Origin of the sequence: Aggregatilinea sp. (genome assembly GCF_036822615.1) — a bacterium.
GTDB lineage: Bacteria > Chloroflexota > Anaerolineae > Aggregatilineales > Aggregatilineaceae > Aggregatilinea.
The window spans coordinates 33892-52220 of the sequence record NZ_DAISHJ010000015.1 but is presented as its reverse complement, the minus strand read 5'-3'; the positions used below and the strand labels follow the sequence as shown (position 1 = coordinate 52220).

Genomic DNA, 18329 nt, shown 5'->3' with positions numbered 1-18329 from the left:
CGCATCCCCTCCACCAAAGGACCTAGTCAAAAATCCTCCAATCGGCGGACGCCGCCGCGTCGACGCGCGCCTACAATGGCGGGTAGATTGGCGTATTGTCACCTTAACACTCTACCCAAACAGGACAAATCTCATGTTCAAGTTCGTACGCCGCACCACGTTTGCCGCCGTGTTTCTGGCGCTGCTGGTCGCTACCGCCGCGTTCGCACAAGGGCCGCTGCAAGAGGAAACTCTGGGCGATCCGGTCGGCGGCGGCATGATGGTCATTTACAACGATCTCGCCGTCGCGCCGGACGGGACGCCCGTCGTCGCGTATTCGGACGGCGGCAGCATTTACGTCGAGCAGTGGGACGGATCCGCGTGGGTGCGCCTGGGCGACGCCGCCGCGCCTGCCGACGCGATGTTCTCGCGCCTCGCGGTGGGCGAGGATGGCGCAGTCGTGATCACCTACCTGACCACCAGCGACGACGGCAGCACCGCGCTGTTGAACGCCGCCCAGTGGGACGGCACGGCCTGGACGCCGCTCGGGGACGCGATCAACCTGTACGCCAGCGGCACGTTCAATTACGACGAGAGCCTGATCGTCATGGCAGACGGCCCGGTCGTCGCGTGGCGCGAAGCCAGCGAGTTCATGCAGCCGGATCAGTTGTACGTGCGCCAGTGGGACGGATCCGCGTGGCAGCCGCTCGGCACGGACGCGGGTCTGAACGTCGATCCGGCGGCGGACGCGGGCGTTTCGACGCTGGCCGCCCTACCGAACGGCAGGATCGCGCTGGCCTGGGACGAAGGCGGCATGACCCACGTGCGGCTGTGGGATGGCTCCGCGTGGACCGATCTGCCGGATGCACCCGCCCCCATGAGCGACACCAGCCTGCTGCGCCTGACGGCGACCGCTGAGGGTGATCTCGTGCTGCTGCGCGCGGGGTACGACCTGCCAGAAGCGTTCAAGCTGGCGGCGGACGTGGACGGCGACGCATGGATGCCGATGGACGGCCTCGACGCACTGCCGGGGCTGGCGGACGCGGGCTACGTGGACGACGCGGCCCTGGCAGTCGATGAAAACGGCGACCCGCTGCTGGCATGGTCCAACGGCGGCAGCGGCGCGGCGGGATATGCGCGCTGGACCGGATCGGCGTGGGAGCCGGTGGGCGACGCGATCAGTTTCACGCCGCTGCCGGTGAGCTTCATCGCTTCGGTCGCGCTGACACCGGACGGCGCGCTGGACGTGGCCCGGCTGAACGAAATGTTCGGGCTTCAGGTGACACAGTACACGCCGCAGAGCTAGCCTCGTTCCTGGGCGGCGTGACCGTACGCCTCCCGGCACCCCCACTGCCGGGAGGCTTTTTTGTCTCGATCCGGCGGTGGGCAGTTCGCACATTGTCAGGGGTCCGGTTCGCCCGTTATACTGGTGCGCGGCAGCACCGGAGCGCTGCCTTCGCTTTCGCCCCCAACAAGGACCGGCTGCTGTGGCTACACCCGCTGCGTTTATCTTCGACATGGACGGCGTCCTGGTGGACACCATCGACCTGCACTACCGCGCCTGGAAGCAGGTGGCGGACGCCGCCGGAATGCCCTTCACGCCCGAAGACATGGATCGTATGCGCGGCCACCACCGCCGCGACTACTTGCGCTACATCGTGCAAGAGCGGGAGCTTTCGGCGGACGAGGTGCGGCACTATTTTGCCGTGAAAGATGCCGCGCTGGACGACGACCTAAACCACATGAGCACGGCGGATATTCTGCCGGGCGTGGTGGCGCTGCTCGACGAAGCGCAGGCCGCCGGGATCCGGCTGGCGGTGGCGTCGTCCAGCACGAAGGCCGAGATGATTCTGCGCAGCACCGGCCTCTACGAGCGCTTCGGCGCGGTGGCGGACGGCTACACCGTCGCGCGGCTCAAGCCCGCGCCCGATATTTTCGTGTGGGCGGCGGGCGCGCTGCATACCCCGCTGGAAGGCGCGGTCGTGTTCGAAGACAGCGCCGCCGGGGTCGAAGCGGCGCAGGTGGGCGGCATGTTCGCGGTGGGCCTCGGATCGCCCGATCTCGTCGGCGCGGCGGACCTCGTGCTACCGGATCTGTCCGGCGCAACGCTGGATGTCATCGTGCAGGCGTTCGCCGCGCGGTGACGGTCGGTCGCGGGAATGTGAGCGGGAAACACAAAAACCGGGCCATCCGGTTCTCGTAGAAACCCCACCCCCGACCCTAGAAAAGACAAACGCGACCTCACCCCGGCCCCTCTCCAATCTGGGTTGGAGAGGGGAGACAAGCAACGCGTAATGGGGTTTTGTAGGAAAACAAAAACGCCCCGGCGAGTACATCACCGGGGCGTTTGAATTCACCTGGAAAGCCGCTGGGTCAGGCTAACGGGGGATGATCAGGGTCTGGCCGGCGTAAATCACATACGGCGGCTGGATGTTGTTGGCCTGCGCCAACTGCCACCAGATCAACCCGTAGCGCGCGGCGATGGACACCAGATAGTCGCCCTGCTGCACGACGTAGGTCGTGCCGGTCGTGGGCGGCGGGGTCGTGCCCACACCGGGGATCACCAACGTCTGGCCCGCATACACCCAGGACGTCGCCGCGATGTTGTTGGCCTGCGCCAGCGCGGCCTGACTTACACCGAAGCGCTGCGCGATGCTGTAGAGCGTATCGCCCCACTGCACAACGTAGGTCTGGGACACAGGAACCGGGGTCGGGATCGGCGGGATCGGCGTCGGGCCGGTCGTGCCACCGCTCATCACGGGCAAAATCGTGAACGGCACGTTCGCCCAGAAGGCGTTCACCGGGGCCCAGCCCAGAAAAGCCTGCCCGGAGCCAACCAGCAGCCAGGTCGTCGCGCCGTCGCGCCCCACCAGACAGACGACGTTGCCCCGCTGAAGCGTGCCGACGGTCTGCGTATTCCAGGCCGGACCCGCATGCAAAATGAGCATGTCCTCCATGACGATCTGAATCGGGCAGGAGGGTGTGCCCTGCGCCTGGGCCCGCGGCAGTGATGGAACAGCGATTGCGCTCACCAACGTCGCCATAACGAGCAGGGCGGCGATCCATGTTCGAGTCCTGGTAGTTCGATCTATCCTCATTTTCCCCTCCCGCATGAACGGGTTTTACAACGGCTCACTGTAATCTTAACTTGATTTATACAGCAATCTAGTGTCAGCGGCAAGTGGCGCTCGGGTGCCTATCACCACACGGCAGCCCTCCGCAACGGGAACGCCGGGCGGTGAGTACCCGATCGGGCGCGAACCCGTTAAACTCACGCTGCGTATAACCTGATAGGAAAGGGCCGCGCAAACCTACAAAGTGGGCAGGGAATGGCGACGATACTTTTAGTTGACGACGAGACGAATCTGGCCGACGTGATCCGCCGCGAGCTGCAAGCCGCCGGGCATACCGTGCACCATGCCGCTGATGGCGAAGCGGCGCTGGCGCTGCACGACGCGCTGCACCCCGACGTCATGATCCTCGACTGGATGCTGCCGCGTCTGGACGGGCTGGGCGTGCTGCGCCAGATCCGCCAGCACGCCGCGACACCGGTCCTGATGCTGACCGCGCGCAGCGAAGAGATCGACCGCGTGATGGGCCTGGAAGTCGGCGCTGACGACTATCTGACCAAACCGTTCAGCATGCGCGAGCTGCTGGCCCGCGTGCACGCCATGCTGCGCCGCGTGGAATTGATCCAGCAAACGCTCCAGGCGGATCGCAGCACGAGCACCGCCCTGTTGATCCGGGGGCCGCTGGTGCTGGACGCGGAAGCCCACCGCGCCGACCTGGACGGCGAACTGCTCGACCTCAGCCCCACCGAGTTCGCGCTGCTGCACCTGCTGCTGCGCAACCCGGGGCGGGCTTTCAGCCGCGCGTACCTGCTCGACACCGTATGGGGCGAGGATTACATCAGCGGCGACCGTTCCGTCGATAATGCCGTGCTGCGCCTGCGCAAAAAGCTGGGGCCAGTCGGTGAGGAGATCGAAACCGTATGGGGCGTTGGCTACCGGCTGCGCGCCGGATAATCGCGCGGCTGTCCTTCGGCAACTGGACGCTGCGGGTCTCCCTGCCGCGCGCCCTGATCGAGGCGCTGGCGCTCAGCACCGCGATGATGGCGATCCTGCTGCTGACCACCACGCATTTTTCCCTCTCGGACCGGCAAAACGGGCTGTTCATCGTGATGCTGACCGGCATCTCGTGGTACGCCATCCGCCTGCGGCGCGCGCAGGGGCGCTGGTGGCGGCAGATTCTCTTCGAGCTGATCGGAGGGCTGGCCGTCAGTCTGGGCATGGGCGTGCTGATTCTGGAGATTGGCAACCTGCTGATCCAGTCCGTCCTGAAAACCCTCGACGATGCGGGACTGGTCGCCATCGTCCGGGCGACAATGGTTCTGGTTCTGGCGCTGATCACCAACAACCGCGATGCCACCTACGATGCGCTGGCCCCGGAAACGTATTCCGCGGTGATCATTTCCGGGGTCATTGCCCACATCACCGCGCGCACCTTGATACGGATCTGGCTGTTCTGGGGCCGCCTGCGCCGCCGCCACCTGCTGTGGTCGCTGACCCATTCGCACGTACTGCTGGTCGTCTTACCCACGGCAGCTTTTTCGATCGTGCTTATCACCAGCGAATGGTCCAGGCTTTCCACCAGCAACACCGAGGGCGAGTCCCTCGTGTCGCTGGTCCTCAACCTCGTCCCGCTCATCCTCGTTTACGGCGTGCTGCTCGGCCTGCTGCTGGTGCTGGTGGTGCCGCCATCGATCTTTCTGGCATACCTCGCGGCGCGGCGCACCACCCGCCGCTTGAAGGTGCTCATGGGCGGCGCGGCGGCGCTTAGCGCGGGCGACACGAGCATCCGCATCCCGGTGCAGGGCGAGGACGAGGTCGCTGCGCTGCAAAGCAACTTCAACACGATGGCTGAAGACCTGGACCACACCATGCACGCGCTGCAATCGGAGCGGGACGCGGTGGCGCGGCTGCTGCGCAACCGGCGCGAGCTGGTCGCCAGCGTCTCGCACGAGCTGCGCACCCCGGTCGCCACGCTGCGCGGCACACTGGAGCCGCTGCTGGATCGGGCCGGGGATGACATCCCCGCCGATGTGCGGCGCGATCTGGCGGTGATCGATCACGAAACGGCCCGCTTGCAGCACCTGATCGATGACCTGTTTGCGCTTTCGCGGGCAGAACTGGGCCAGCTCGAGCTGCACCCCAAGACGGTCGATGCGAGCGCCGTCATCCGCCGGACCGTCGAGATGGCGGCTCCGCTGCTCTGGAAAACGACCAAAGTCGAGCTGATCGCGGATCTGCCGGATCACCTGCCTCCGATCCTGGCCGACGAAACTCGCCTGGAGCAGATCTTTCATAACCTGCTGCGCAACGGCGCACGCCATACGCCGCCGGGCGGCATCGTGGCCGTGTCGGCGGTAGCGGATGGGGACTGCATCATCGTGCAGGTAAAGGATACCGGCGAGGGCATCGGGCCTGCGGACCTGCCGCACATCTGGGAACGCTTCTACCGGGGCGATACCGCCCGCCTGCGCGACGGCAGCGGCGCGGGGCTGGGGTTGGCGCTGGTCAAGGAGCTGGCGGAAGCGATGAGCGGCACGGTCGAGGCGGAGAGCGTGCTCGGCCAGGGCAGCACGTTCACGGTACGGCTGCCGAAGGCGGCGGCGAAGTAACCGGAACGCGATAAATCACTGCACGCTCTCCGTTACCTTCTTCATTTTCCTGCGACAAAGTTGCGACATCTTCACCATCGTCGTGCGACAGGCAGCGTTTAGCATGGAACTGTCGTCCGGGCGCGTCCAGACTGCTGCGGCATGCCCCGGACCCATTTCAGCCTAAGGAGTACACTGCCATGCCAAACGCTACCCCTTCAACGTCCTACGCTGTCGAAGCGCGCGATTTACACCGCGCTTTGCCGCTGGGCGGCGAACGGATTGAGATTCTGAACGGCGTCTCGTTCGCCATCGCGCACGGCGAATGGATCGCCCTGACCGGGCCGTCGGGTTCCGGTAAATCGACGCTGCTGGGCGTCCTGGCCGGGATCGACACAGTAGATGGCGGTGCGGTCTGCATCGACGGCGTGGACATCACCACCATGAGCGAGCGCAATCTGGCCCGCTTCCGCAACGAGAAGATCGGCATCGTCTTCCAGTCGTTCAACCTGATCCCGACGCTCACCGCGCGCGAAAACGTCGAAGTGCCGCTGTACGTCAGCGACCGCGCGGGCAGCATCGCGCAGCGCGCCAAAGAAATGCTGGACCTCGTGGGTTTGAGCGACCGCATGAATCACCGCCCGCACCAGCTTTCCGGCGGGCAGCAGCAGCGCGTCGCCATCGCGCGCGCGCTCGTCACCCACCCCACGATCCTGCTGGCCGACGAGCCGACCGGTAATCTCGACACCAAGACCGGCACGCAGGTGCTGGAGCTGTTCGCCGGGCTGCGGCGCGACCTGGGCGTGACGGTCATCGTCGCCACGCATGACGGGCAGGTCGCTGCGCGCGCCGACCGCCTGCTGTATCTGGTGGACGGGCGCTTGCAGCAGCCGGGCAACGGCCACGTCACGGAACCGCTGCGCGAACCGGTCCGCATGCACGGAGGCCGCTAATGGGCATCGCGTTTTACCTGACCTATGCCGTGCGCTCGCTGCGGCGCAGCGGGCAGCGCACCCTGCTGGCGATCCTTGCCGTCGCGTTCGGCGTGATGTCGCTCGTGGCGATGCAGATTTTGACCAGCAACATCTTCACCATCATCATCCGCGATCCGCGCGTGGACCTGGGCGGCGACCTGGAAGTCTATCAGGACTCAGCGCTCACCGACGTTGACATCGCCCAGCTCGACACGCTGCGCGAATCGGGCCGCATCAGCGATTACACCCTGTCTTCGGTTACGTACGAGCTGGTGCTCAAGACCGGTACCGAGACGACCTTCGTGGGATCGGCGTTCGGCGTCGAGCCGGACAAGTACCCCATGGTCGGCTCGCTGAAGCTCAGCGCGCCGGAGAATGCCACGCTGTCCGAGGCGCTCTCGCGCCCGCGCACGATTGCGATCACCATCGATCTCGCGGAAAGGCTGAATCTGCACGCCGGGGATATCGTGCTGGTCACCAACACGATGGGCGGCACGCCCCAGCGGATGACGATCGGCGGCATCATCAGCGCCACGCCCGATCACATGGGTGGGCGCGTGTTTTACACGCTGGAAACGGCCAGCCTGCTGGCGAACAATGCCCGTATCGTGACCGGCGCGTCGCTGCTGGTTCCGGACGATCCTGACGGGCTGACGGCGGAGCTGAGAAACGCCGGGTGGGGCGTCACCACGCCGGACGATATCCGCGTCGATCAGAAGTCCGTGCGCGACGTCTTCAACTTCATGCTGAAGGGCGCGGGCATGTTGGGCCTGCTGGTGGGCGGCATCGGCGTCGCCAACACGATGCAGGTGCTGCTCGCCCGCCGCACGACGGAGATCGCCATCCTCAAGACGATGGGCTACCGCCCGCGCCACCTGATGCTGCTGTTTGGCCTCGAAACGCTCCTCATCGGGCTGGTTGGCAGCGTGATCGGCGTGATCGCGGCGATCGGCTTCTCGATTCCGCTCACCAACGCGATCGAGAACACCGGATCGGTGCTGCTGGGCTGGGCGGTCGATGTTCCGCTGCTGTTGAGCGGCATCTTGACCGGCACGGCGACCGCGTTGATCTTCGGCGTTTATGCCATCATGCGCGCCAGCGGCGTGCGGCCTTCGCTGCTGCTGCGCCAGATGCCCGCCTTCTCTACGTGGAAGCGCCGCCTGCAAGCCGTGGGCGTCTATGCGTTGCTGGCGCTGCCGTTTGGCGTGCTGAGCACGCTGATCATGGGATCAGTCATCCAGGGCGCGGGTGTGGTGCTGGTGGCGCTGGCGGGACTGATCGTGTTGGGGCTGGTGCTGGGCGGCGCGCTGTTCATCTCCGTGCGCCTGCCTGCCCCGCGCATCTGGCTGCTGACGCTGGCGCGTAACAACCTCAAGCGCCAGGGCGGACGCCTGCTCTTTGCGTTGATCGCGCTGTTCGTGGGCGTGTTTGCCATCGGCTTTTCAGCCGGTACGATCCTCAGCGCGCGCGAGGAATTCGACGTGCGGCAGGGATCGCTGGAAGGCGAAAATCTGGTCGTCTTCAGCGATGCGGCGCAAGAAGCGGATCTGCGCGGCGAGATCGAAGGCCAGAAGGGCGTCAAAAGCTGGTTCACGGTCTATCAGGCAGAACTCACGTCGATCCAGGCGCAAACCGGCGATACGTGGCGGACGCTCGACGTGCCGCGCGTAGAGGGGCGCACTGACATCGCCAGCGAGCCGGGCCTGTCCGTGAGCGGCGAGCCGTGGGGCACGCGCGCAGACGCGATCTACCTGCCGCACACCTATGAGTATCAGGATCTGCCCACCGGCACACTGATCCAGGTCACGGGCACGTCCGGCACGCAGGTCAATCTGGTGCTGGCCGGACTCTACGACTATGAGAGCAACATGATCTCGCACGGGCACTCGGCGCTGGTCTCGCAGGACGCGGCAAAAACGCTCGGCGGCAGCGCGGTCAGCCTGATCACGGTTGCGGAACTCGATACGAGCCGCCTGACGGCGTTCGGGGATCACCTGCAAGAAGCGCTGCCCGACGCGATGGTCATCACCGCCGCGGACATCCGCGCCGTGATCCAGCAGATGCTCACCAACCTGTTCGTCTTCGCTATCACCGTCGCCGGGCTGGCGCTGGTCGCAGGGGCGATCCTCATCGCCAACTCGGTCGGCCTCTCGATGATCGAGCGGCGGCGCGAGATCGGCGTGTTCAAGGCGGTCGGGTACAGCAGCAACCACGTGCTGCGCGCCTTCCTGTTGGAACACACCCTGCTGGGCGTGCTCGCCAGCGGACTCGGCATGCTCGCGGTAGAAATTGCCGCCCGCATTCTGGATGGAGCGGAAGGCGTCGATATTTCGCTCGATCCGCTGCCCGCGCTGGCGATCATGGGCATCGCCACCGGCATCGCCGTCGCCAGCGCGCTGGCGGTCGCGTGGCGGCCCACACGGGTGCGCCCGCTGGTCGTCCTGCGCGACGAATAAGCGCGAAGACCATCACCCCCCGAATTACATGACTCAGCGGCCAGGCAGTCCCCCACCTGGCCGCTGTATTGCCGCCTCTTGCCCCGATCGCAGATCCTACTTCGAGGCGTCGCTCGACGCCGTGACCGCGGGCGCGGAGGAAACGCGCGGCTGCGCTTTGGGCACACCGCCCGGCCACCACGTCCAGCGCCCGAACAGCGCCGCCAGCGCCGGATCGAGGACCGTGCGCACGACGAACGTATCCACCAGCACACCGAACGCCACCGCGAACCCGATCTCGGCCAGGAACTTGATCTCGCCCGCCATCAGGCCGCCGAACGTGCCCGCCAGGATCATGCCCGCCGAGGTGATGATCGCGCCGGTCGTGGCGACCGCGACGTGCACACCCTCGTGAATGCCGTGGTTGCCCACTTCCTCCTTGATGCGCCCGAACAGAAAGATGCTGTAGTCGATGCCGAGCGCCACCAGGAAGACGAACATCATGAAGGGCACGAAAAACGACAGCTTGGGCGTGTCGAAGAACACATCGAACACGAGGCTCGTGACGCCCAACGTAAACGTGTAGCTGAGCACGACCGTACAGATCAGATAGAGCGGCGCGACGGCGCTGCGCAGCATGATCAGCAGCACGATGAAGATGCCGACCAGGACGAATCCGAAAGCCTGAACGAGATCGCGCTGGATGGTGTCGCGGATGTCCGCAATCACGACCGCCGTACCGCTGACGCCCGTCGGTCCATCACTTTCATAGCGGTCCAGCACGTCACGGATTCTGCCGATGGTCTCGAACGAGCGCTCCGTGCCCGGCTCGTCTGCCAGCGTCACGGACATCTGGAAGGCGCGGCCATCGCGCGCCAGATAGGCCGCCGCCACCTGCCCGAACTGCTCGAACAGCGGGCCGCCCTCGCTGAGCAGCATGGTCGGGTTATCGAGCGCCCCCAACCGCGCTGCCAGGGACGCCGCCGCCGCGTTCATCTCATCCTGGCTGGCCGCGATCGAGTCCGCGCCGCCGCCCAGAACCGTCTGCAGCTGCGCCAAGTCGGGATCGTCCGCGACGTCGGGGAAGTGCGCCGCCAGCCGGTCCAGGTAATCGAGCGTCCCCGCGATCGTGCCGTCGATCTGCTGCACGTCGCCGCTTTGCAGCGCCTGTCCCACCATGCCCAGCGCGATCTGAAGCTGCGTATCGACGCGCAGCACGTTCTGGTACTGGTCGCTGTGCAGGCCGAGCGGATTGTTCAGGCTGAACACGTCATCCACGCCGTCGATCTGCGCCAGATCGTGCGAGAGATTCACCATCTGGGCCGCCATCGCCTCGGGCGAGCGATCCGCCGCCACGACGGTCAGCGGGTAAAGCAGGCCGCCGCCAAAGTTGTCTTCGAGCAGGTGATAGCCCTGCACAGATTCGAGATCGTCCGGGTAATCCTCCATGAACTCGTACGTCACGTCGCGCGTCAGACCGTAGAGGCCAAGGGGGACCATGATCGCCACGATCACGAGGATGGTCACCAGCGAGTGCGAACTCACCTGCCGCGAGGTGAAATCGTACCAGCGCCCGTGGGCACGGTGCTGCGCCTTGTTCGGCCAGAAGGCGCGCTCGCCCAGCAGCGAGAGCAGGGCAGGTGTCAGCGTCAGCCCTGCCAGCAGCCCCACCACGACGCCGACGGCAAGCATCGGGCCGGTGTTGGCGAACACGCTCATCTCGGAAAACGCCATCGCCGTGAACCCGACGACGATCGTCGCGGCGCTGCTGGAAATCGTCTCTCCGACCCGGTACACTGTATCTTTTGTAGCGGCAGTGACGTCGTGCGTCTCGGCCATTTCCTCGCGGAAGCGGCTGATCAGGAACAGGCAGTAATCCGTGCCCGCGCCGTACATCACCACGATCAGAAACACGCTCATCTGGCTGATGATGGTGATCGCCCCCGCGTCACCGAGGAAGCCGAGCAGCCCTGTCGCCACCAGCAGCGCCAGCGTCACGGTGAACAACGGGATCAACGGGCTGACAGGCGAGCGGTAGATCGCCAGCAGGAAGATGATGATCAACGCGACGGTGATTATCAACGTCTGGTCGAGCGTCTCAAACGTTACCTCGTCGCTCTCGACGTTGATTTTCGCCTGACCGGTATGGTACACGGCGACCCCGTCCCGAGGCGGATTGGCATCGATCCAGTCATCGACGGATTTCACGGTATCGATGGTGGCCTTGTCCGCGTCGGAGGTGGTCAGCCCGAACAGGATCAGGGCATAACGCGCGTCGTCCGACACCAGCCGCGCGGCGATCGCCGGATCGAGCGTGGGCGAACTCGCATCGAGGACGTTATCCGGCGCGGCATCGCTGTTCAGCCAGGCCGTCAGCGTATCCATATACTGCCAGGCCGGGGTCCCGGCGGCGATCCCGTTGGCCGCGCCGCTGTCTACGAGGATGATGCCGCTGCTGGGCGAAAAGTTTTCGGGGAAGGCTTCCTGGTATAGCTGCTCCGCCTGCGCGAAAGGCGCATTATCGGGCAGAAAATCGCGCTGATCGGACGTGCCCACGTCCTCCAAACTAGGTGCGACAACCGACAAAGTCACAGCCAACGCGATCCAGGTCAGGATGATCGGAACGCGATATTGAGTTGCAATGCGGCCAAGGATTCGGAACATGACCACCTCCTGAGATGCAAAAACACAGGCGCTGTGCTATTATGAGTATATGCTCATTTTTTGAGCATCAACTCATTTTATGGCGGTTACGATATGAAAGTCAACCCCCTAAAAATTAGGGGCGTGTCGTTGAAATTACTTTTTAGCAGTACCTAAATAGTATTTTAAAACACACAAAAACACAAGCCATCTGGGAGGTTGCGCTCATGGATTCGAAATCGCTCACGCGCCAGGAACGGCGCGCGGCTAAACGTAAAGCGGAAATTCTGGAAGCCGCGGCGAAAGTCTTCGCGGAAAAAGGGTTTCATCGTGCAACGACGAAAGAGATCGCCGAGGCGGCGGACGTGGCCGAAGGCACGATCTACAACTACTTCGAGAGCAAGGACGATCTGCTGTTGAGCCTGATCGACCGGCTAGCCGATCTGCGGGGGCGGCTAGAACTCTATGACCGGATGCTGGACGTCGATGCACGGCAGGCGTTTGTCACCCTGATCAGCCAGCGATTCTCGATCCTTCAGGAACAGCAGGCGTTTTTGCACGCCGTCTTACCGGAGATCCTCAGCACGCCCGATCTGCGCGAGCGGTATCGCCAGCAGATCATGATCCCGGCCATGCGCGACCTGGAAGAACACTTCCAACTGCGCGCAGAACGCGGACAGATCGACGTGGCCAATGTGCCGATCCTGGTGAGTTTGCTGGGCGCGCTAGGGTTGGGGCTGGAAGTCATGGCGCTGCTGGGCGACGAAAACATCCAAACGTTGTGGGCCAATCCCGACCGGCTTACGGAAGAGATCGCAAAGCTGATCTTCAGCGGACTCCTACCGCTGCCGGACCGTCGCGGGCAGGAATCGGGCTAGCGCGTTAGCACTTGCAGCCCCCCTTCCCCCACGCAGCCCTGTTGCGCGGGAACCCCGGGAAATAACGCGCGGTGCAAGCCCCGCCCCTACGGATCTCCAGATAACGAGTGAGGCGGGAACCTGTTTTCTCGCTCTAAAAGCGCATAACACGCTTTGGCGTTCGATTCCACTTGCCCCCTTACCTACAAACTTACAATATAGGGCGAAATGATTAAACTCCTAACAATTCATTTCGACATATTTATTTCCGTTTTATTTTAAAACCATTTTCCTCTGATAAACTGGCATTATCATACGAAAGATCTCGGTTGAAAGACGGACCTCTGTACGAGCTGCACTTTCCTTACAACATACGCCGAGCGCCATCATCCGCTTTATTGGGATAGCACCTTTCTTTGTCGCCCGTTCCTTCGTTAAGGCGTAGTGCCGAAAGTGTCAGGCGCATGACCCAACCGAACCGCCTTCAGAACACCCAGGGGCAAACCACCGCAAGCAACCAAACGCGCATTCTCATCATCGCCGTTGACGTCGCAGAGCGCGCACGCCTGTTAGAGCATCTCCAAAAGCTGGAAGGTTCAACCCTGCACGTCGATGCCGCCGACTCTATCCGCGCGGCGCGAACGCTGACGGCGGGAAAGCCAGTCGCCGCCGTCATACTCTCTCTGGACATCCTGACGGAAGCGGTACGCACGGTGATCGTTCAAACGCGGCTCACCTGGCCGGATGCCGCACTGGTCGTGCTGAGCGCCACAAACGACGAAGCCGCCGGACTGCTGGCGATCGCACTGGGCGCGGACGAAGTGCTTTCCAGGCAGGACGTCACCTTCGCCAAGCTGCGTCATGCGCTGGTGACCAGCATGGCCCGCTGCCGCTACCATGCCGCGCGGACGGATCTTCTCGCGGCCCACGCCCTGCCCACGCCAACCGCCTCGGGGGAATCCGCGCCAACCGACCTGACACTGGAGCCGCCCGCGATCCCCTTACACGAAACCGGTCTGTTCGCCCCGGTACAGGTGGAAGCATCCCCGGAAACCCACACGCCCGCACCGGACAGCGCCGACGATATGGGCGCACCGGCGGTCCAACCGGCGCAAAACACACCGGCTGGCGCAATTGATTACCACCAGATTATCGAATCCTCGCCGGACGTCATTTTCCGCGCGCGGATCGACAGCGACATCCACATCGAATACGTAAACTCCGCCGTCACCACGCTCACCGGGTTCACGCCTGAGGAGTGGATCGAAAACCCGCACCTGCTCTTTCAGCGCACACTGCCGGACGATCGCATCAAGATCACGGCGGCCATCCTGAGCGGGGACGCCACGGCGTTCGACTCGTTCCGCGTGCAACGCAAAGACGGGGCGATCATCTGGATGACACAGCGCCTGCGCATCCTCACCGAGCCCGGCGTGTCGCCCGTGCTGCTCGAAGGCACGCTGCGCGACAACACCGAACACATCCTTGCAAAAGAACAGGAGCAGGAACAGCGCGTGCTGGCGGAAGCCCTGCGCGACGCAAACGTGCTGCTGTCCAGCACGTTCGACCTGGACATCATCTTCGACCGGCTGCTGGCTAACGTGCAGCGGGTGGTGCCCCTCGACTCGGCCAACATCATGCTGATCGAGGGCGGGATCGCGCGCGTCGTGCGCAGCATCCAGCGCAACGAAGACAGCTCCACCGACACGCTGGCGGGCATCTCCTTCGAGATCGACCAGCTTCCCCATATGTATAAGGCCATCACCACCCGCCAGACCCAGTACATCGGGGATACTCGAACCGATCCCGGATGGGTGCTCCGGCCCAACCTCGATTGGATCCGGTCGCACATGATCGTCCCGATCTGCGCCGGGGAAGACGTAATCGGGCTGCTGAACGTGGACAGCGCCACGCCGGGCATTTTCGACAGCGTGCACGCCGAGCGTTTGCAGGCGTTCGCCGATCAGGTTGCCATCGCGGCCAGAAATGCGACTCTCTATAACGCCGAGCGTGAGGGGCACCTTCTGGTTGAAGCGCTGCGCGAGATTGCGACAAAGCTCAACAGCACGCTCGATTTGAACGAAGTGCTACACTCCATCCTGGAACTGCTGGAAAAGATCACGCCCTACGACACGGCCAACATCATGCTGCTTGAAGGCGATCACGCCAGGATCGTTCATGGACGCGGCTACGCCCCCGAAATTCATTCCAGACTCTCTGATGTGTCACTGGCTGTGACAGGGAAAACGACCCTGGCCGAGATGATGCGCACGAGCACACCAATGCTCATCGCGGACACCACCGAGATACCGGAATGGGAAGATGTGCCGGTCGAGTTCAGCCGCGTGCGCTCGTACCTGAGCACGCCGATCCAGGTCAACGGCGAAACGCTCGGGTTCATCAACCTGGACGGCTATACGCCCAACTTTTTCAACGAACGACAGATCGAGCCGCTGCAGATCTTCGCTGAAGAAGCGGCGACCGCCATCCATAACGCCCAGTTGTATACCGCCGAACGCGAAGGTCGCGCCCTGGTCGAAGCGCTGCGGCAGGTTGCCGCGACGCTCAACAGCACGCTCGATCTCGACGACGTGATGCACAAGATCCTCGAATCCGTGGAAAGCGTCGTGCCTTCCGACGCGGCCAACATCATGCTCATCGAGGACGGCTACGTACAAATCGCGTACTGGCACGGCTATACGGCAGATATCGTGGACGCGTTCAACCACCTGCGCCTGCCTGTTTATGGCACAGGCAACCTGGAGCAGATGGCCCAAACACACCGGCCCATGATCATCCCCGACACCATGCATTCGGAGATCTGGAAGACGCTGCCGGGCATTCTGTACCCGATCCGATCCTACGCCAGCGCCCCGATCCAGATCGGCGAGCAGGTCATCGGCTTCATCAATCTCGACAGCTTCCAACCGAATTTCTACACCCAGAAGCACAGCGAGCGGCTGCAAGTGTTTGCCGACGAGGCGGCCCTTGCCATCCAGAACGCGCAGCTTTTCGCCCAGGTGAGCCTGCACGCCGAAGAACTGGAATCGCGCGTGCAGCGGCGCACGCTGGATTTGCATCGTAAAAAAGAGGAAATGGAGGCGATCCTCAACAGCAGCAGCGATGCGATCCTGCTCGTTTCGCCCGCCGGATTCGTGCGTCACAACAATACGGCGGCGCTGCGGTTCCTGAGCCGCCTTTCCGGCCCGAACATCCCCATCACCGACCTGATTGCGCCCAGCCAACGCGGCGTCCTGTCCGAAGCGCTAAAGGCGGTTATTGAAGGCAGAGTGCCCGGGCGGCTTGAAATCGATATGGTCGTGAGCGAAGGCTCGACCTGCCAGGCGGACCTCGCGCTGTCCCCGATCATCGATCTTGACGGCAGCGTCTCGCGGGTCGTGTGCAGCTTCCGCGACATCAGTTTGCGCAAGCAGATGGAAGCGCACCTGCACCAGACCCTTCAGCGCGAAACGGAACTCAACGAGGCGATGTCGCGGCTGGTGACGGTCTCGTCCCACGAGCTGCGGACATCGCTGTCGCTCATGCAAACATCGGCGGACCTGCTGCTGCGATATGGGGACCGGCTGTCGCCGGAAGAAAAACTCGAAGAAATCGAGCAGATGCAAAACGGCATCAAGCGCATGACGCATCTCGTGGGCGACGTGCTCACGTTCCACCAGTTCAGCAACACCGAACAAAAGATCGCCGCAAACCGCTACGACCTGATCGACATCACCCAGAGCGTGATCGCAGCGGTCAACCATACGCTCGATGTACCCCGGCACATTGAGCTTTCGAGCACGCACGCGCCGCTGTCGATGTGCAGCGACGAACGGCTGGTGCAGCAGATCATCAGGAGCCTGCTGACTAACGCCGATAAGTTCTCTCCGGCCAATACTCCCATCACGATAGCTTTGAGTGCCAGCGACCACGACGTCACGATCGAGATCCGCGACGAGGGCATCGGCATCCCGCTGGAGGAGCAGAACCTCGTCTGGGAAGTCTTCTACCGCGCCAGCAATGCCGTCTCCTATGAGGGAACCGGGGTGGGGCTGACCGTCGTCAAAAAGCTGGTGACCTTGCTCGACGGCTCGATCGAGCTAACAAGCGAGAACGGGAGCGGAACGACCGTAACGGTGGCGCTGCCGCGCATCGCCAATCCCAACTGCGACTGAGGCCACACCCGGTAGCGCATACGAATACATCAACTCGGACAACCGGAAGCTCGTCTCAACGCCCATCTCAGGGCGCTGTCAGGGGCGTTCCCGGTTTCTTGACATCCCCCCTAATTCAGCCTATCATGAATTTGATGTGTAACATTGTGAGCGTTCACATGCGACGGCAGACCGGCTAATGGAACACATTACTTGCCAGCGCGCGTTACACCATCACACGGAAATATTCTTCATGTTTAATTATAGAGGAGCAGAAAAATGTCCACCCTGAACCGGCGCAGTTTTCTTAAGAACAGCCTCGTTTTAAGCTCTGGATTTGCCCTCGCAAACTATCTTCCCTTCATCGAATATCGTCGCGCACATGCCCAGGATCAGCCGCTGAAGGCTGCTATGTCCAGCGCAGGCCTGGCCGGGACGTGGAATGCTCAGGGTGAAGAAGCGGCGCGGTGGATGGCCGGGCTGCTCGGTGTCGAGATCACCTGGTTCGACGGTGAGTTCGACCCCCAGGCGCAGCGCGCCAAGTTCGACCAGCTCGTGACACAGGAATGGGACTTCGTGGCCGTCCAGCCGGGCGCGATTGGCACGTTGATCGAGCCGATCCAGACCCTGACGGAGTCGGGCGTGCCGGTCATCGACATGGACACGCTGATCGCTCCGCTCCAGGACCTGCAGGACCTGGGCGTGCTGGCCTTCATCGCCCCCGATAACGTGTTCATGGCGGAATCGGTCGTCCAGCGCCTGATCGACAAGATGGAAGGCGCGGGCAAGATCGCGCACATCGGCGGCCAGCCGGGCCACACCGGCGCGCAGGCACGCGGCCAGGGCTTCTTCAATCTCGTGAACAAGTACCCCGATATCGAAGTCGTGGACGATCAGCCTGCCGACTGGGACGTCACCCGCGCGGCAGACCTGACCGAATCGGTCCTCAACCGTCACCCCGATCTGAAGGCGATCTTCGCGGACAACGACGACATGGCGCTGGCCGCACGGCAGATCGTTGAGAACGCGGGCCTGGGCGACCAGGTGCTCGTCGGTGGCGTGGACGCCATGCCGCCCGCGGTGGAAGCCGTGCGCGATGGCCGCCTGGTGGCGACCGCTCGCAACTCGGCCAACCGCATCCACAGTTGGGCAGTCCTGGCGGGCGCGTGGGCAGCCACCGTCGGCCTGGATCAGGCCAAGGCGGAAATGCCGTTCTACATTCTGGCGGACGGTCCGGCGATCTTCGCGGACATCGACTCGAACCCCGATCTGGCGGACGAGCCGTGGAAGCTGCGTAACTACGGCCTGAGCGCCACAGACGGTATTCTGTGGGCTGAGACCCAGTACCTGTTCTAAGTTTAAGCGAACGCGAGGCGGTGGTCAGCCTGGCCGCCGCCTCCTTTTTTTAAGCGTACCCGGGCATTATTTCATCCGAATGGATTTTGGCCGCCGCCTACGGGCATAGATACGACACCCACTTCAGCCGCCCCCAAGCACGCTTCGTAACGAAGTCACCGCAATCACCTTCAGAGTGGGACGGCACAAGTGGCAGCGGGATTCGGTCCCGGATTCCAGTTGTACCGTTAGCGCCATCGATCCTAGTTGGTGTTTATTTATATAAAGAGTTG

At 63.4% G+C, this 18329-nt stretch carries 11 protein-coding genes; 9 read left to right on the top strand and 2 right to left on the bottom strand.

Annotation, left to right across the window (positions count from 1 at the left end):
• Positions 1–133: 133 nt before the first annotated feature.
• Together V7116_RS07295 and V7116_RS07290 are read left to right on the top strand one after the other, a co-directional pair.
• A complete protein-coding gene (locus tag V7116_RS07295; protein ID WP_324391238.1) occupies positions 134–1285 on the top strand; it encodes a hypothetical protein in 1152 nt (383 codons plus the stop codon).
• A gap of 181 nt (positions 1286–1466) precedes the next feature.
• Positions 1467–2123, top strand: a complete 657-nt coding sequence (locus tag V7116_RS07290; RefSeq protein WP_324391237.1) for a beta-phosphoglucomutase family hydrolase — start codon at positions 1467–1469, stop codon at positions 2121–2123.
• A gap of 234 nt (positions 2124–2357) precedes the next feature.
• Here the strand turns inward: V7116_RS07290 and V7116_RS07285 are convergent, their stop codons facing one another.
• Positions 2358–2927, bottom strand: coding sequence for a LysM peptidoglycan-binding domain-containing protein (locus V7116_RS07285; RefSeq protein WP_324391236.1), 570 nt, complete (start codon positions 2925–2927; stop codon positions 2358–2360).
• Between the two features lie 381 nt (positions 2928–3308).
• Between V7116_RS07285 and V7116_RS07280 the strand changes: the two genes are divergently transcribed.
• The 4 genes from V7116_RS07280 to V7116_RS07265 all read left to right on the top strand — a co-directional run bounded on the left by V7116_RS07280 (position 3309) and on the right by V7116_RS07265 (position 9068).
• Complete coding sequence (locus tag V7116_RS07280; protein WP_324391235.1) at positions 3309–4004, top strand: response regulator transcription factor; 696 nt, start codon at positions 3309–3311, stop codon at positions 4002–4004.
• Positions 3971–5659: a sensor histidine kinase gene (locus V7116_RS07275; RefSeq protein WP_324391234.1), complete on the top strand. Its 1689-nt coding sequence runs from the start codon at positions 3971–3973 to the stop codon at positions 5657–5659. Before V7116_RS07280 ends, V7116_RS07275 begins: the two co-directional genes overlap by 34 nt.
• A gap of 179 nt (positions 5660–5838) precedes the next feature.
• Positions 5839–6591 (top strand): ABC transporter ATP-binding protein, encoded by a 753-nt coding sequence (locus V7116_RS07270; protein WP_324391233.1) that lies wholly within the window; start codon positions 5839–5841, stop codon positions 6589–6591.
• Complete coding sequence (locus V7116_RS07265; RefSeq protein ID WP_324391232.1) at positions 6591–9068, top strand: ABC transporter permease; 2478 nt, start codon at positions 6591–6593, stop codon at positions 9066–9068. The genes V7116_RS07270 and V7116_RS07265 overlap by 1 nt, the downstream gene beginning before the upstream one ends.
• A gap of 96 nt (positions 9069–9164) precedes the next feature.
• On the opposite strand, the gene V7116_RS07260 is transcribed toward V7116_RS07265, so the two are convergent.
• A complete protein-coding gene (locus tag V7116_RS07260; RefSeq protein WP_324391231.1) occupies positions 9165–11711 on the bottom strand; it encodes an MMPL family transporter in 2547 nt (848 codons plus the stop codon).
• 206 nt (positions 11712–11917) lie between these two features.
• Between V7116_RS07260 and V7116_RS07255 the strand changes: the two genes are divergently transcribed.
• The 3 genes from V7116_RS07255 (at position 11918) to V7116_RS07245 (ending at position 18057) form a co-directional block, all read left to right on the top strand.
• Positions 11918–12568, top strand: a complete 651-nt coding sequence (locus V7116_RS07255) for a TetR/AcrR family transcriptional regulator (protein ID WP_324391230.1) — start codon at positions 11918–11920, stop codon at positions 12566–12568.
• Positions 12569–13011: 443 nt separating this feature from the next.
• Complete coding sequence (locus tag V7116_RS07250; protein ID WP_324391229.1) at positions 13012–16722, top strand: GAF domain-containing protein; 3711 nt, start codon at positions 13012–13014, stop codon at positions 16720–16722.
• Positions 16723–17112: 390 nt separating this feature from the next.
• Positions 17113–18057 carry a sugar ABC transporter substrate-binding protein gene (locus V7116_RS07245; RefSeq protein ID WP_324391228.1) on the top strand — a complete coding sequence of 315 codons (945 nt, stop codon included), beginning with the start codon at positions 17113–17115 and terminating at the stop codon, positions 18055–18057.
• Positions 18058–18329: the final 272 nt, after the last annotated feature.

Bases quoted from the DNA above. Each gene is read 5' to 3' on its own strand.
- V7116_RS07295 (WP_324391238.1), top strand. From the start codon at position 134: ATGTTCAAGTTCGTACGCCGCACCACGTTTGCCGCCGTGTTTCTGGCG.
- V7116_RS07285 (WP_324391236.1), bottom strand. From the start codon at position 2,927: ATGCTCATTTTGCATGCGGGTCCGGCCTGGAATACGCAGACCGTCGGC.
- V7116_RS07275 (WP_324391234.1), top strand. From the start codon at position 3,971: ATGGGGCGTTGGCTACCGGCTGCGCGCCGGATAATCGCGCGGCTGTCC.
- V7116_RS07280 (WP_324391235.1), top strand. From the start codon at position 3,309: ATGGCGACGATACTTTTAGTTGACGACGAGACGAATCTGGCCGACGTG.
- V7116_RS07270 (WP_324391233.1), top strand. From the start codon at position 5,839: ATGCCAAACGCTACCCCTTCAACGTCCTACGCTGTCGAAGCGCGCGAT.
- V7116_RS07250 (WP_324391229.1), top strand. From the start codon at position 13,012: ATGACCCAACCGAACCGCCTTCAGAACACCCAGGGGCAAACCACCGCA.
- V7116_RS07265 (WP_324391232.1), top strand. From the start codon at position 6,591: ATGGGCATCGCGTTTTACCTGACCTATGCCGTGCGCTCGCTGCGGCGC.
- V7116_RS07260 (WP_324391231.1), bottom strand. From the start codon at position 11,711: ATGTTCCGAATCCTTGGCCGCATTGCAACTCAATATCGCGTTCCGATC.
- V7116_RS07245 (WP_324391228.1), top strand. From the start codon at position 17,113: ATGTCCAGCGCAGGCCTGGCCGGGACGTGGAATGCTCAGGGTGAAGAA.
- V7116_RS07255 (WP_324391230.1), top strand. From the start codon at position 11,918: ATGGATTCGAAATCGCTCACGCGCCAGGAACGGCGCGCGGCTAAACGT.